Source organism: Epilithonimonas xixisoli, assembly GCF_004365655.1.
GTDB lineage: Bacteria > Bacteroidota > Bacteroidia > Flavobacteriales > Weeksellaceae > Epilithonimonas > Epilithonimonas xixisoli.
In genome coordinates this window covers 1,132,931-1,148,662 of record NZ_SOEO01000001.1, presented here as the reverse complement: position 1 = coordinate 1,148,662, position 15,732 = coordinate 1,132,931, and the positions used below count along the sequence as shown (strand labels likewise).

11 protein-coding genes, 1 tRNA gene and 1 pseudogene are annotated in these 15,732 nt (G+C 36.6%); 9 read left to right on the top strand and 4 right to left on the bottom strand.

Translation table 11 applies throughout. The annotated features are described in order from the left end of the window. Positions 1-19: 19 nt before the first annotated feature. Positions 20-313 (top strand): hypothetical protein, encoded by a 294-nt coding sequence (locus tag B0I22_RS05185; RefSeq protein ID WP_133943582.1) that lies wholly within the window; start codon positions 20-22, stop codon positions 311-313. Between the two features lie 45 nt (positions 314-358). Beyond that, positions 359-970 carry a hypothetical protein gene (locus B0I22_RS05180; protein WP_133943581.1) on the top strand — a complete coding sequence of 204 codons (612 nt, stop codon included), beginning with the start codon at positions 359-361 and terminating at the stop codon, positions 968-970. A gap of 5 nt (positions 971-975) precedes the next feature. On the opposite strand, the gene B0I22_RS05175 is transcribed toward B0I22_RS05180, so the two are convergent. The 4 genes from B0I22_RS05175 to B0I22_RS05160 all read right to left on the bottom strand — a co-directional run bounded on the left by B0I22_RS05175 (position 976) and on the right by B0I22_RS05160 (position 4,469). After that, entirely contained in the window at positions 976-1,893 is a 918-nt protein-coding gene (locus B0I22_RS05175) for a ribonuclease Z (RefSeq protein WP_133943580.1), read from the bottom strand. 55 nt (positions 1,894-1,948) lie between these two features. Beyond that, entirely contained in the window at positions 1,949-2,533 is a 585-nt protein-coding gene (gene rdgB / locus B0I22_RS05170) for an RdgB/HAM1 family non-canonical purine NTP pyrophosphatase (protein ID WP_133943579.1), read from the bottom strand. A gap of 203 nt (positions 2,534-2,736) precedes the next feature. Beyond that, positions 2,737-3,552, bottom strand: a complete 816-nt coding sequence (locus B0I22_RS05165) for a CPBP family intramembrane glutamic endopeptidase (protein WP_133943578.1) — start codon at positions 3,550-3,552, stop codon at positions 2,737-2,739. Beyond that, entirely contained in the window at positions 3,552-4,469 is a 918-nt protein-coding gene (locus B0I22_RS05160; RefSeq protein ID WP_246022146.1) for an ABC transporter substrate-binding protein, read from the bottom strand. The genes B0I22_RS05165 and B0I22_RS05160 overlap by 1 nt, the downstream gene beginning before the upstream one ends. Before the next feature lie 182 nt (positions 4,470-4,651). Between B0I22_RS05160 and B0I22_RS05155 the strand changes: the two genes are divergently transcribed. From B0I22_RS05155 to B0I22_RS16320, 7 genes and pseudogenes are all read left to right on the top strand, one after another. Next, positions 4,652-4,725, top strand: a tRNA-Arg gene (locus B0I22_RS05155). A 636-nt stretch (positions 4,726-5,361) separates the two neighbouring features. Beyond that, positions 5,362-6,813, top strand: a complete 1,452-nt coding sequence (locus tag B0I22_RS05150) for a tetratricopeptide repeat protein (RefSeq protein ID WP_133943576.1) — start codon at positions 5,362-5,364, stop codon at positions 6,811-6,813. A 36-nt stretch (positions 6,814-6,849) separates the two neighbouring features. Further along, positions 6,850-8,331, top strand: coding sequence for a tetratricopeptide repeat protein (locus tag B0I22_RS05145; RefSeq protein ID WP_133943575.1), 1,482 nt, complete (start codon positions 6,850-6,852; stop codon positions 8,329-8,331). 407 nt (positions 8,332-8,738) lie between these two features. Continuing rightward, a complete protein-coding gene (locus tag B0I22_RS05140) occupies positions 8,739-9,308 on the top strand; it encodes a helix-turn-helix transcriptional regulator (protein ID WP_133943574.1) in 570 nt (189 codons plus the stop codon). A 409-nt stretch (positions 9,309-9,717) separates the two neighbouring features. Continuing rightward, positions 9,718-10,257, top strand: a complete 540-nt coding sequence (locus B0I22_RS05135; protein ID WP_133943573.1) for a hypothetical protein — start codon at positions 9,718-9,720, stop codon at positions 10,255-10,257. A 169-nt stretch (positions 10,258-10,426) separates the two neighbouring features. Further along, positions 10,427-11,029: pseudogene (locus B0I22_RS16465) on the top strand (vWA domain-containing protein); the annotation flags it as partial. A gap of 1,755 nt (positions 11,030-12,784) precedes the next feature. Further along, positions 12,785-15,637, top strand: a complete 2,853-nt coding sequence (locus B0I22_RS16320) for a DUF11 domain-containing protein (protein WP_246022145.1) — start codon at positions 12,785-12,787, stop codon at positions 15,635-15,637. Positions 15,638-15,732 lie beyond the last annotated feature (95 nt).

Below are 15,732 nucleotides of genomic sequence, written 5' to 3'. Positions count from 1 at the left end.
GAATCATCAATTTGAACCAATGAAAAAAACTGCGCCACATATATTGAACGCATCGACCAATCTGCTTGGATTTTGTTTGGTCATCATCACTTCTCTGAAGATTACGAAGTTCAGTCATCATTCCTATTTGGATGAATTTACCGTTGGAGCGATTTTCTGTTTGATGGTTAGTTGTACTTTGTCATTCCTTGCCATTAGAACAGATAAAGAAAAACTGTCAGACAAATTAGAGAATATTGCTGATATTCTTTTCTTTTCGGCTTTGCTTTGTATTTCGCTGGCGGTTTGTATTGTGAGTATTGATGTGGTTTAATGGTAATAATTTTCCGATATTTGAATTATAAACTAATGTATGAAAATGAAATTTTTCACTTTTATAAATTTATTAATCTTTTGCATTACAGGATTCAGCTCACAAATCTTTTCTCAGGATTTGCAGAATGAAATGTTCATCAATGAAAACAGTATTGTCAATGAATCTGTTATGGATGATAAGATTAATAAGAATTTTGAAAAAATAAATAAGTCTGAAAATATTAAGGTTTTAATTGAACAAAAAGACGAAAATAAATTTTCAATATTTATAAAAAATTCTTCAAATGAAAATCTAGTTTTAGTTCCACAAGACAATAGTTTATATTTAATTCAGGAAGCAATTGACAAGAAAGGTAATTGGAAACCAATTGAGTTTTGGGGTTTTTCGACTTGTGGAAATAGTTATGAAAGAAAAATTAACTTTAACCCAAATCAAATTATTGAATTAGATTCTCCAAAATATAAAGGAGATTTTTCGACAAAAATCCGATTTAAACTTCGATTAAATAATCAAGTCTATTATTCAAATTCACTTCCTTCAACAATAAATATCTCTAAATTCCAAAAATCTAAATGGTTTATTGAGTTTATAGAAATGTTTAAAATGTTCCCAGAAACAGAAGAATGGGTTTTCCTTAATAAGGAAGCTAAATAAAAGCTTTACCCAATCTTTACCGTCTCCAAAGCCTTAGGCAAAAAACTATTCGGGAAAATCTGTCTGGCTTCATCTGTCATTACACTCAAGTCACTGTAGCGGTTTGAGAAGTGACCTAAAATCAGTTTTCCAACTTGTGCTTTTTTGGCAATCGTCGCGGCTTCCAAAGCTGTGGAATGTCCGGTGTAATCTGCCATTTCTTTTAGATTATTCAGGAAAGTTGATTCGTGGTAGAGGACGTCGACGTTTTCTATTATTGGGATGATGTCTTCTTTGTATTTGGTGTCACTGCAAAATGCATAAGAAACGGAAGGTTGAGGGTCGGTTGTCAGTGATGCATTATCGATGACGTTTCCATCTTCTGAGACGAAGTCTTTTCCTAAACGCAAATTCTGGAAATCGCAAATCTCAATTTCTTTGTGTTTTGAGATTTCCTTCATATTCAGGTGGCGTTCTTTTGGTTTTTCTTTGAATAGATAACCGTTGCAATAAATCCTGTGATTGAGCGGAATGGTGAAGACTTCTACCCTTTTGTCTTCGTAGATTTTTACCGATTCTTTTCCTTCCAGTTCGTGATAGATGACTTCAAAACCTTTGTACGTTTCCGTGATTTCGAAAATCGTGTCCATCATTTTCTTGATGCCTTTTGGGCCGTAGATATTCAATGGGGTTTTTCTTCCCAGAAGTCGGAAAGAGGCAACCAATCCCGGCAAACCAAAACAGTGGTCACCGTGAAGATGGGAAATGAAAATATGATTGATTTTGGAAAACCGCACTTTTGCTTTTCGCATTTGAACCTGAGTTCCTTCTCCACAATCGATGAGGAAATGACGTTCTTCCATTTCCAAAAACTGTGAAGTTGGAGAGGAATTAATGGTTGGAATTGCGGAGTTGAATCCCAAAATGGTAAGATATGTACTCAATTTTCTTGCTTGTATTGAAAATTAAAAGGGTAAATATATGAAAACATCATAAAAATTACAACAGACCCCCTTTGGAATTGAGGAACTCTAAGAATTTTTTCAAAGCTTCGCTTCTGTGGCTAATTTTATTTTTTTCTTCCGGTAACATCTGAGCGAAAGTCATATTGTGGTCGTCTGGAATGAAAATCGGGTCGTAACCGAAACCGTCTTCGCCGAAAACTTCTGTCGTGATATTTCCGTAAACTCTGCCTTCGAAGTAATGTTCGCCGTCTTTGTCTTTGAAACATAGAACGGTGATGAAGTAGGCGCGACGGTTTGGTTCGTCTTTCAGTTCTTCCAAAACTTTCTCGATGTTCTTTTTGAAGTTGTGATTTCCTGCGTAACGTGCGGAGTAAATCCCAGGTCTTCCGTCCAAGGTTTCAACAACCAATCCGCTGTCGTCGCCAACACTTCCCTTTCCTGTTTTTTCAAAGCAGTATTTTGCTTTGATGAGGGCGTTTTCCTGGAAGGTGTTTCCGTCCTCGATGATTTCGTCGTTCAGGTCGTAATCTGTAAGTGATGTCACGATGAATTCTGGTCCGAGGATTTGCTGGATTTCTTCTTTTTTGTGTAGGTTATGTGTGGCGATTAGGATTTCCATATGTTGTTATAAATGATAGTTGATAAGTGATAAATGATTATGATTTAATTTTTGAAAGTTCGAAACTTTGACAAAGTTTGAACGGATGACAAATGTTGAACCTTGCGAAGCGCAACCCGACCTGAGTGGAGCTCATTTTTTTGCTGTGGGAAAAGCCTTGGCAAAAAATAGCGGGAACGGAGGGCGGATAAGTTGCCATAATTTTAATCTTTATAAATAATATTCTTGTGGATGGCGAAAAAATAAAATGGAATTGCGAAAATTACCACGCCAGCGACAAGAAGAAGTTCTTTGTTTATGTTGAATAATCCGGAAAAAGTTTCTAAATCCGAGTACATCATCATCAATGCGGACAGTAAGTTATTGAAGGCGTGCAACAATATCGGCATCAGCAGAGATTTCGTTTTGTAGTACACCAAACCTAATACCAAACCGAGCAAAAATGCGCCCGCAAATTGCCACGGATTGAAATGGACGGCGCCGAAAATCAAGGCGGAGACGATAATCGCGGTGACTGGAGCGACTTTGTTGTTTATCATTCCTTTCATTATGATGCCTCGGAAAAGGATTTCTTCCAGGATTGGTGCGAGGATGACGGTCATAATGACCAATGCAACTGGGTCTTTGAGGAGTTTTGCGAATTCTTTGGTGTAGAGTTCGTAAATAGGACCGAGAATTCCACCTGTTGTCGGGATGAGTTGCGTGGTGTAATCGGCGACGAGCATCATTCCGAACATCATCGGGAAAATCAATAAATAGACGCGAAATGGTTTGGTGGAAAAATCGAAATTAAGTTTCTTTTTTTCTTTTCTAACGACTAAAAGGTCGAAGAATAAAACAGGCGTTAGCATTGTTGCACAATACATAAAGATGTTGAAACCGCCAGATTCGCTGATGTCCTGGTCGAATAACGCCGATAATCCCAAACCGATGGCGTAAGCGAATGATTGCCCGATGAAAAGCCCTACCACGAGGATGATTCCAATGAAAAAATCGACTTTGTAATTTTGTTCCTGCATTATTTAAGTTCTTTGAGATAGACCAACGGTTCTGACTGGAAAGTTACGTCTTCTGGATGAAAAATCTTGAAATAATCTCTCAAAACCACGTCGCACCGGACAACGCCACTTTCGAAATAGTCGTTGGCCTGGTCTTTTTCGCGGTTGTTTATCATATATAATTTGCCGGAATTGAAAACGTCCATTTTGGAGTAATTTGGATTGAGCGTTAGAAGTTCTTTTTTGTTTTTGTGCGGACTGATGTTAATCCAAAAATTGGCTTGTTTTGATTTGATGAAAACTTCCTCGAAACTTAGTGGAACCGAGGTGGATTCTTTGTTGTCCTGTAAAATATAATTTCCGCCGGCATCATTGATGAGTTTGGCTACGAAGGAATTTCCGCCTGGTAGAAACCATTGGCTTCCGTACATTTCGTTGCAGAGAACCAAGGAATTTGATTTTGAATTTTTGCTTAAGGCCTGGATTTTCTTGTAATTGTCTTCGATGTTTAGATAGGCTTTTTCGGCTTCTTTTTCTTTTCCGAACAACTTTCCGAAGAGCAAAAGGTATTTTGCTTTTTCTAATGGATTCTGCTCCATAAAGTCATCGAGGAAAATAAGTTCGATTCCGTTGTTTTTCAGGACTTCGTACGTGTTGGCGAAGTTGGGAACATAATTGGTGAAAATGACATCCGGTTTGTTGGAAAGGATTTTTTCGATGTCGTATTTTTGTTCGTTTCCGATGTTGAGGATTTTATTTTCGTTGATTAGGTGGTGGATTTTTTCTGAGAAAATATATTCCGGACTGGAGACGCCAGTGATTTTATTTTCTAAATTAAGTTCAGAAAAGAAGCCAATCAAGCTAGAATTTAGCAACATTGCTTTTTTGAAAGGCAGATTTTTGTACGGAATTACATTTTTGAATTTTCCTGAGGTCAAAGTCAAGTTATTGGAATTTTTAACATAATTAACTCGTGATGAGATGGTTATATTGTCATTTGATTTTTGAGTATTTTCTTTTTTGCAGGAAATTGAAAAAAGAAATAAAATTAAGAGTAAAAAAATGCGTTTCATCTTCCAAAGAAAGCAAAAAAGTACTATATTTGCAAACCAATAAAAAAGGCCTCGTGGCGCAACTGAATAGCGCATCTGATTACGGCTCAGAAGGTTACAGGTTTGAATCCTGTCGAGGTCACAAACACCCAAATGGCTCCAATTTAATCCAAATTGAGCCATTTTTTTGTTTTTGATTCCAGAATAAGCCGGATCATCATTTTTTTACTGTTTTAAAACATTTAGGTTTTAAACATAAAAAAATAATAATTTTTAAGTAAATGATACCTCTTACATATTTACTAAGATTCTCCTGGTACATTCAAACTATATAGTTGCCAAAGTAAAATGGAAAAGCAGTCAAACAAAATAAATCAGACAACAAAAGTTTGATAAAGAGAGATTTATTGTTAAAAAAGTGACAACTAAAAATAGTTGTCTCCTTAAGTGACTATTGTCCATTTCAAAAACATTTATTGTGGTGTATAATAACTCACTTTTTATAAATAGCGGAGATTATACTACTTCGAATTCGAATTCTGCGTGTTTAAATCTTGCAATAAAGGCTTGAAACTACTACTAGAAAGAGCTATACTAAATACTCAATTATAGGAAGAAAAAAAATCCTTAAGGAGAAACTGAAAACCGATGAATCGAATAAATATTAATAATTAAACTAACAAAAAAAATCAATACATTACACAAACATATCTCTACAATTTTTAATAATTCATAACATATTATTTTTATTTTTGCATATATTACATTAAAATAAACAATGCGTAATTGGTTCTATATTCTTGTCATTATTCCAATTCTCTCTATGAGCCAGGAAAAATTATATTCGGAAATCGATAGCGCCTTATCAAAAACTTATGTAAAAAGCATCAATAACTTTGACTTTAAAAATGGAATTGCAGAAACCAAAAAGCTTGTAATAAAAAGTGAGCAAATTGGTTACAAAAAAGGCATTGGACAGGGAGCGCTATATATCGCCAACTTTTTGACCAATTCCGGGCATTATAAAGAAAGCCTGAAATATCTTGAAATCTCCGAAAGGAATATTGAGGGAAATGAATATGATATAACATCAATGATTTTTATTGAATATGGCAAAGTTTATGGATTTTTAAATCTTCAACAAGTATCGCTAAAGTATTTTGACAAAGCTATTGTAGCAAGTAAAAAAATTCAGAATAAAAAACTACAAAAAATAACTCTCCAGATCGCCTTTGCATGCAAGGCGGAGTGTTCAAAATTTCTTTCACGCTACGATTCGATGTACGTGTACTTTAAAAAAGCGTATAGATTGGATGCTGATCCTATAACAGGTTCAAATATTGCCCATTATTTTATCAATTACAAAAAAGATCAAATAGATTCTGCAGACTACTATCTTAAAATTGCTACCGAAACTTTAAAGAAAAAAACATATGATCCTTTGAATAAACTGGGTGTCCTTATGGAATATGGCAATTATTACTTTCAGAAAAAAGAATTTGATAAAGCTTTAGAAAAGTATCACGAATCTCACGAATTAAGTTTGCAGATGAAGAGAGTTGATGAAAGAGTAAATATCTACAATCTTCTTTCAAAGACTTATGCAAAACTTAACAGAAATAAAGAATCGAATGAATTTTTACAAAAATATATCGAATTAAGCGATAGTTTAAAGACTGTAAACAATTTAGCCCTAAATGTGTCAGTCGAAAAAATAATTAAGGATAAAGATGATGAGAAAGAAAAAGAAAAAATCCGATTACGAAACAGAAATAATTGGATCATCACTCTCACAGCAGGAACCGCTTTATTATCAGTACTTGCGGCATATTTTTTTTACAGCAAAAAGAAAAGGCAAAAAGAAGTGCTTATTCAAAATCAGAAGAAAGAGATTGAGCAAAGAATTATTGAAAAGCGAAATCTTGAAATCAAAGTAAACGATTCTTTTGAAGAAATAGTGGTTTTGGCAAAAAAAAACAGTCCATCATTTTTAGCGAGATTCAAAGAAGTATATCCTGAATTTTGTCACAACCTTCTTGATAAATATCCAGACCTCGTCAATTCTGAACTAAGCTTTTGCGCCCACCTAAAACTTAATTTTTCTACCAAAGAAATTGCCAATTACACTTTTGTAACTCCAAAAGCTGTCGAGCTTCGCAAAAACCGATTCAGAAAAAAAATGAATATCCCATCTGATGAGAATCTCTATGTTTGGATCAACAAGATATAAGTTAATAATCTGACAACCTTAAAAAATCCACAATTGATGAAATTATTTTTTATTTTCTTATGCCTTATTTGGTGGAATAGATTCAGCTCCCAGCAAAAAGAGATTGATCAAGCTTTGCACTACCTCGACAAGTCAAATGAATTTTCCGGGATTGATAATCTCAAATCCTTGGAATACGCAAAGAAAGCCAGCCTAATAGCTGAAAAAATAAACCATTCTGAAAAAAAAGCGGAATCATATCTCTTTATTGCCAAATGCCTATATGTTTTAGACAGTTACAAGGAAAGTCTGGAATATATTCAAAAAGGACAAAAAGAGGATGCGGTGAAGAATGACGTAGTCTTGGCTTGTAGTTTCAAAGAAGTCTTGGCGTTGGACTATTTTGCCACAGGTTTTGAAGAGCAAGGTCTCAAAGAATACTTCGATATCATCAATCTTATCAAATCGAATACGGATGAAGAATCAATAAGAATTCTATCAAGAACCTATGCGACGGTTGGCGCTATCTATCTCAACCAAAACAACTATAAAGCTGGACATCCCTTTTTGGATAAAGCCATTAAGACCAATATGAAAGTTTCTGTCAAGGGTCACATCTTTGAACGTGCCGATCTCTATAATATTAAAGGATATCTATGCCTGTATGACCAGAAAACAGATTCTGCATACATCTATTTCAAGAAAAGCTTCGCCGAAATTGAAAAAGATAATTCTATCAGCAAATATGTACAATACATTGCTTTGGGGGACTATTACTATCAGATCAAAGATTACAATAACGCTCTGAACTATTATTTGAAAACTCTTGAAGACCTCAAAAAATTCAATTTGGACAAGAACGAATCCTCTTTGGATATTTTTAAAAACATTTCAGAAATATATGGCATATTAAAAAACAGCGAAAAAGAAAAAGAATATCTTAAAGAATATCAGAAAAGGAACGAAATCTTTCAAAAGGAAAGAAAAGAGGATTTCCAAGCCTCAATCAAATCGATACTGAACACAAAGACGGAAGAAATATCATTCCTTAGAAAGAGGGGCACTCAAACTATCATTGCAATTATTGCAGTAGCTATATTAATTATCATATTAATTAATCGACGCTCAAAAAAAATTAACAAGATCAAGAAAAAAGCCTTGCTGGAAGCTAAAACCGAACTTATAGCACAAAAAGAAATCATTATCCAAAAGGATGATGAAAAAAGAAGGCTGGAACATAGAATAAACGATGCTTTTGACGAAGTGATTGAACTGGCACGAAAAAATGACCCTTCATTCCTTACAAGATTCAAGGAAGTGTATCCAGATTTTTGTGAAAATCTCCTAGAGATATATCCGGATATGCTAAACTCGGAGCTGACTTTCTGCGCCTATCTTAAGCTCAATTTCACATCCAAAGAAATTGCCAACTACACTTTTGTAACTCCAAAAGCTGTAGAACTGCGCAAAAACCGATTCAGAAAAAAAATGAATATTGCTTCGGATGAAAATCTCTACGTCTGGATTGGCAATATTTAGGCAATCTGATACAAATCACATTACTGTGAATTAAATATCACTTCCACTTTTAAACCCTCACAATCAATCATTTGCACAAATGAGGGGGCTGTGTTGGGGGCAAATTTTCTTTGCAATTACTCTATTTTCTTTTCATTTGGATTTAATTTTAAGCAATAGACCTATTGACTTACAATTTTAAACACACACACAAATGATAAATCTCGACAAACAAAAAAGCAACTTCCGTATACAACCTCCGAAAAAGCGTAAGTAGGCATTTGAAAAACAATGCTAATAACAAGTGATGTCATAAGCTTGGATATTCAACTTAAAGTTTTTTTAGAAAAAAGGATTCTGTACCTCTGATTTACAATAATTGGCGGAGCACCTAAGAATCCTTTCAAATTTTTGTCAATACATCTCAAATGATGAAGTTACTTTTTACCTTTATATTCTTCAGTGCCAACGGACGATACATTCAAAATATGCAAGAGATTTCTTTCTTCAAAGAAAGCAACGTCTTGATTATTTTCTCAATTCTTCTAAGTTCTATATTGCTTGTCATCATTATCAATGCGCGGTTGAAAAGAAAAAACACAATCAAGAAAAAAGCGTTGCAAGATGCTGAAAGGGAATTAATTCGGAAACAGGAAATTATTTTGCAAAGAGAGCTTGAAAAAAAAGAGCTTGAACATAAAATAAACGATGCTTTTGAAGAGGTTTTGCAGTTAGCAAAAACAAATAATCCTGCATTTCTTGCAAGATTTAAGGAAGTTTATCCTGAGTTTTATCAAAATCTTCTTAGCCAATATCCCCAACTTCTTAATTCAGAAATGACATTTTGCGCCTATCTCAAACTAAATTTAACATCCAAAGAAATTGCCAGCTACACCTTCGTAACTCACAAAGCCATTGAACTACGGAAAAACCGATTCAGAAAAAAGATGAACATATCTTCAGAAGAAAATCTGTACATCTGGATTGATAAATTTTAAACGTTAGTGTCGCTAAATTAATCCATCAAAAATCCAGGAAAAATTCTTAATGAATTGAAGCGATTTCCCCAGAATGTGTATCAAATAAAGTCCAGAGATGGAATATTATTTTTAGTTCCACAATAACTAATAAAAACATTAATTAAATTGATAATGAGAAGGTTACAAAAATGAGGGGTACATGTTAGGTATGTATTTTCTTCATAAAAAAAGAATCTTTTATTCTTTTGCATAAGATTTTCGAAAAGACCATAATGTCTTTTAATAAAAACACACACAAATGATGATTTTTACTAAATGCCAAATCCTTTTCATAGAAGGTCAATTTTCAGCCAGCAGTGATTCTTTTTTTAGCACAATGCCCTAGTAGGTATTAGTAATTTAAAGAGTTATGATCTGCAAAACACAAATGATGAAAATTGAAAGACCAGAGCTTTTCTATTTATTTAGAAGAGCTTTTGGGCTTTTTTTTCTGTTTGCAGTCAATATCTTTTCTTATGCCCAGATCACAGCTATTGGCAATGTAAAAATCATTGACAATTCCAACATCTCACCAACTTATATCACATCTGGTACGTATGTTTTTGATTCTGGAAAAACCACTTTCAAAAAGAAAGCTCTTTCAAAAAAGTTTAGAAAAATCACTTCCAAAGCAAATAAAAAAGTAAAATTTCCAATTGCCTCAAAACTAAAAGCCAAAAAGTACAGATTTGATTATCAATACTTCCCCAAAGAAGATGCTGATACTTTTTTTTCTACTCCAACCGCCAAGACAACCTGTCCGAACACAAACAATCTCAATTATAAATTCTCTCATCTTCTTACAAATTGGACGTTAGTTCAAACATTCTTAAAATCAGGCGAGAAAACAACTCCCTCTACTTCCGATTACAATCTCAGTTATCATTTAAATAGCCAAAGAGTTCGCCCACCGCCATATATAATTTAAAAACAAAATTTGAAATTAATATAAGACCTGCAGATCAAAATCAAAAAATGACAAATGATGAAAATTAAAATACACAATTTCATATCAGAACGATATGATTTAGCAAATGTAAAAATCGCAGGGATTGCAAAATCACATTTAGCTTAACAAATTAATCAACACAATACTGATGAAATTAAAACAACTTAAAGTTCGATTGTATATAGTGGGTTTGATGATTTTATTCATCCAATCATTATCTGCACAATGCGGTGCAGATATCTTTATACTGAACGACAACTCCGGTTCTGTGGATGCCACAGAATTCAGACAGAGCAAGCAATTTGTCACTCGATTGGCTATAGAAATGTCGCCATTAGGCACAGCAACCACTCAGACAAGAATTGCCATAGGAGATTTTTCTAATACCAATCAATATTTACAATACGATTTTCCCGGCTCAACCAACAATTACACCACCCTATTAAGTGATATTGTCAGCTACGAAAACACTCCCAGAGTGCTTTCCGGAGGCACCAATGTAGGTTACGGAATGAGCGCCGCCAGCATAGTAGCCGGGTTGCCCCAAATACCGGGACGTAATGTAGCTCAGGTATTAGTCATTCTTACAGATGCATATCCTTCGCAAATACCGCAGTCCATTCTTAATACGGCAGCTACACTTAAAAGCAAAGGCTTCAGTGTTATTGTAATGGCAATAGATGAGGCGTCGTCTGACCCCAAATTACCGGCAGTGGCCTCACCTGGTGGTTACTTTAGTTCTACAGATTATCAATCTTTGGCCAGCAATGTTATCGCTCGCGCAAAGGCTGTAGCAGAAAATGTGTGTACTTATGTTCCACCTACTCCATTGTCGGATTTAACGGTTACATTGTCTGCTTTTACAGTGAAAAACTGTACCACTTCGGCAGAATACAGCGTAAATTATATAGCAAACAATATAGGAAATGCAGCCTTTTCAGGAAACTTGTATATATCGTTATACGATGCAGACCCGCGTATTCCCGGGACTAATTTATTAGGTGTTTATAATGCTGGTGTCGCAAATATCGCAGCAGGCTCATCATCTTCGGGAACTATTACCGGCGTTAATATACCGAACCTGAAAACGGCAAAGACTTTATTTGCTTTGGTTAATTTTAATGGTACTACAGCGGGTAACCAGGTTCCTGTATCATCTTCTATAAGCCAAACACAACTTTCTGTATCGCCGGAGTTAAATGCTCAAAACAATTTCTCTTCCGGAACCAATTTAATAAGTGGCACTGGATGTAATATGGCGATATTGAACACATCTGTAACTTCTAAAGGAGGTGCGTGTGATGATGAAATCACTTACACCGTACAAGTATGTAATAGCGGTCCACAACCTGCAAATGTTACGGGTGTTTTACCATTTGCTGCTCCTAACTTTGTATTGACGGGGAGCACATCGCCCGCTTGTGATGTAATTGGAAGTACTTTTACACAGATAGGGACTGATATTGACGGATTCCCTGCAGATTCTTTTGGTTCTGATAATATTTGCCTGTCTAATGATGGTTTAACCATGCTAGCTGGTGCTTATAAAAAATCCAGAGTTTATAGTTATAATGGAACCAACTGGGTACAGAAAGGTTCAGATTTTATTGATGATGATGTACGTAGTGTAAGTTTATCTGGAAATGGCAATACTATAGCCTTGGTTGATATTGGTACTAACGTCTTACAAATATTTGACTGGAATGGAACAACATGGCAGCAACGTGGGTTGAATATTTCAAATACATCCTCATCTTATTCAGATCAAGTAAGTCTTTCTGACGATGGAAACACAGTGGCTCTTATAGGAGGAGTTAGTACCACCACTGGTAGCATATCAGTTTACCAATGGAACGGAACAGCATGGGTATTGAAAGGAGCCACTATTACTGGTGCGGCAAACAACTATCTTTCGCGTGTTGCTATGTCAGCTGATGGAAATTTTTTATTGGTAGGAGGTAATATAAGAACAGGACAAGCAGGTCTGCTTAAATCTTATGCTTGGAACGCTGCAACATCACAATGGGTACAGCGCGGTCAGACAATCGTTGGAACTACAGCTGATCAATATTTAGGTCATAGTGTTGATATATCAGATGATGGCAATACTTTTGCGGCAGGCGCAAATGCTTATACTTCAGTGGGGGGTGCTGTGAAATTATATACATGGGACTCTGCAACCAGCCAATGGATACAAAAGGGTTCTACCCTTACAACCGGAGGAGGTTATGATGGCTTTGGTTATGATGTCGCATTGTCATCTTCCGGCAATACAGTGCTTTGTGCAGCTGTTGCTAGTGGATCTTTACGTGTATATGATTATTCTGGAAGTGCATGGGTGTTAAGAAACTCTATACCGCAGGAGCAACCGTCAGATGGTTGGGGAACTTATTTGGCAATATCCGCGAATGGACAAGTTGTTGCTGGTAGTGCAAAGGACAATAACGCTGGTGGTGCATATGCAGGACATGTTAGAGTATTTAAATTTGATTTATCTTGTCCACCTTTGGCACCAGGCGCTTGTGCTACCTATACTTACACCTACGATGTAACCAATGCAGCAGCAGGGACCTATGATTTTGATGCCATCGTACAGGCTACAAAAACAAATGCCGCACATTCCAATCCCATCATCAACCCTGATAAAAACTTCACAGCACAAAACACTGCTACCACGGGGGATGGCTATGATGGTTCCAACCATCTGGAGGATAATATAACCTTATTCGATAATACATTCTGTGCTACAACACATACGATAGATGTTGCTGTAAAACTAAATCCGACATCGGTGTGTGCAGGAGACTTTACCGCTGCTACAATTACCATTACAAACCCTTATCCTGTAGCTATTTATAATACAGAGCTCAATCTTAATCTGAACAATGCTTCTCTGTATGTTTCTGAGCCTTATAATGTGAGCAATATTGTTTTACCAAGTAATTTAGGTTTTACTAATACCACAGGCGCAAAAACTTTTACAGTTTATTCACTGGCTCCGGGCGTTAATTCCTTCACTGTTGACGTGAGTGCAGCAACAGGAACGACAGCGTTTACGGCACAATTGACCAATATAGATCCTGCTTACAATAACAATTCGGCAACAACGCCAATTGTTAGTTCTAATGTAACAGGAGTTGCAGCACCGGTACGTACAGCAGGAACTTGTCCTTCATCTGTAACTTCCGCAGCAACTACAATTAATCTTAGCTATACTTTCACGGGAGCAGCCAGCTACAAATGGTCTTCCGGAACCAATGGTATTTTTGCAAATAGTACCAATCCAATAACGACGTATACTATAAATCCACAGGATTATGCGAATGGTTATATTGACTTTGTACTTACCGCTTACTCATCAATAGGTTGTGAAACCGTTATCCCTTGCCGTGTCAATATTTCAGGGGTACAGAGAGATTATGGAGATGCACCGGTTACCTATGATCTTAATGAAAGATCGATACCTGTTGCGGCAGCGCACTCTTTGTTTGCAGGCTTATATTTAGGAGCATCAGCACCAGATGCAGAAATACAAAACCAACCTTCTGCAGCAGCTGATTTGGACGGTGCAGAAGAAGATGGTTTATCATCTTTAGTTTTAACAATTCCATCTGCGGGCTCAACTTACAGCTTGCCTGTGATCGTAACCAATACTTCAGCACGAGCAGCCTATGCCAACGCTTTCATCGACTGGAATGCTGACGGTGACTTTTTGGATGACAATGAAACAGGAATTGTAGTTAATGTTCCTGCAAATTCAGGAACAAATACCTACAATATCAATTTTACTGTACCTACCAATTTAACAATGGCACCCAACAGTTATGTTAGATTAAGGACATCTCTGGATAGTGATGCTATCAAAAGACCTTTTGCATCAGCAGGCGGTGGGGAAGTTGAAGATTTCTATGTTACAAATACGACAGCCTTCGGTTGTGATGACAGAATGTATTTGTCTCAGCTCAACACACTGTATATGATAGATACTTCCACAAGTCCATTTACCTATACTGCAATAGGTACTGCTGCACCTGTTAACTACAACTCAATCGGAATCAACCCTCAGGACGGCAAGATGTATGCGATACAGCAGGCTGCAGGAGGATCCAACACATTGTTGGTCATCAATACAAACGGCAGCGTTACAAGTCTGGGAAGTATTTCTGGATTGCCGTTGGCAACCTATTTCTCAGGGGAATTTGATCCTGCTGGAAACTTTTATGTGATGGCTAATGTAACAAATGGAACCAGTACGATGTACAAAATCAACGTTGCCACTAAAACAGCAACAACGATCGCATTGAAATATCAAAATAACACTGCTGCTGTAGTTTATCTTCCGGACTTGGGCTATAGCATCACTACAGGACTTCTTTATGGAGTAAGTAGTTCTACCAGCACATCTACCAGTCGGCAACTTATTGCTATCAATCCAGCTACTGGGATAGTTAGTCCTACAGGTGGACTCTACACAGAAGCCCATTATGGAGCTATTTACACCTCAAGTACAGGAGAAGTTTTCGGAGTTAGAAATGATGGAGGCTTCTATCAATTCAATCTTACGACAGGCCAGAGAGTTTTGATCTCACCTGCCCCTGCGAGTTCCAATAATGACGGAGCACATTGTATCACAAAGCCTATTACTTTCAGTGCCGATCTAGCGGTAACGAAAACCGACAACAGGACGACATACATTCCAGGGTCAACCACAACTTATACGGTCATCGTTAGAAACAATGGACCATTTGGTGTAGTGAATGCAGAAGTTAAGGATGCCGTTCCAGCAGGAATTCCTGCAGCAAACGTAAGTTATACAGCAGTTGCATCCAGTGGTTCTACAACAGGCGTTTCGGGTACACAAACAGGTGCTATCAATGACCTTGTTGGTCTTCCGGTTGGTGGTACTGTGACATATACTATCACCCTAGCTATTCCAAGTAGCTTTACCGGAGATTTGGTCAATACGGTCACCGTTACTCCACCAATAAACATTACGGATACTAATGCTGCCAATAATACTGCAACAGATACAGACACAGGAGCAGGAGCTTGCTACAAGCCAGGAATTGCCGGTACAGGTTTACCTGTGAATCATGGTATCTCTTCATTGGGAAGAGCTGGTGTTGAAAATGGTAATTGGCCGATGGTAAGACAAAGTGCATGGACGGCCCTCGAGTCAAAAACCAAAGGTTTTGTAGTTAACAGACTTACCTCATCACAGATATCCGCTATTCCTGCAGGTAATCTTGTAGAAGGTATGATGATTTATAACGTTACGCTCAACTGTTTGCAGATTAATACAACAGGTACAGCTACAGGCTGGTCTTGTTTAACAACTCAAGCATGTCCTACAAATTAATTTTAAAACACATCTTAAAATGAAAAAAATAATAATTACATTAATACTGACTACTATCGCTGCCAATGCCCACTCACAAGTGGCCATTGGAAAGG

Bases quoted from the DNA above. Each gene is read 5' to 3' on its own strand.
- B0I22_RS05140 (WP_133943574.1), top strand. From the start codon at position 8,739: ATGATGAAGTTACTTTTTACCTTTATATTCTTCAGTGCCAACGGACGA.
- B0I22_RS05180 (WP_133943581.1), top strand. From the start codon at position 359: ATGAAATTTTTCACTTTTATAAATTTATTAATCTTTTGCATTACAGGA.
- B0I22_RS05135 (WP_133943573.1), top strand. From the start codon at position 9,718: ATGATGAAAATTGAAAGACCAGAGCTTTTCTATTTATTTAGAAGAGCT.
- B0I22_RS05165 (WP_133943578.1), bottom strand. From the start codon at position 3,552: ATGCAGGAACAAAATTACAAAGTCGATTTTTTCATTGGAATCATCCTC.
- B0I22_RS05185 (WP_133943582.1), top strand. From the start codon at position 20: ATGAAAAAAACTGCGCCACATATATTGAACGCATCGACCAATCTGCTT.
- B0I22_RS05145 (WP_133943575.1), top strand. From the start codon at position 6,850: ATGAAATTATTTTTTATTTTCTTATGCCTTATTTGGTGGAATAGATTC.
- B0I22_RS05150 (WP_133943576.1), top strand. From the start codon at position 5,362: ATGCGTAATTGGTTCTATATTCTTGTCATTATTCCAATTCTCTCTATG.
- rdgB (WP_133943579.1), bottom strand. From the start codon at position 2,533: ATGGAAATCCTAATCGCCACACATAACCTACACAAAAAAGAAGAAATC.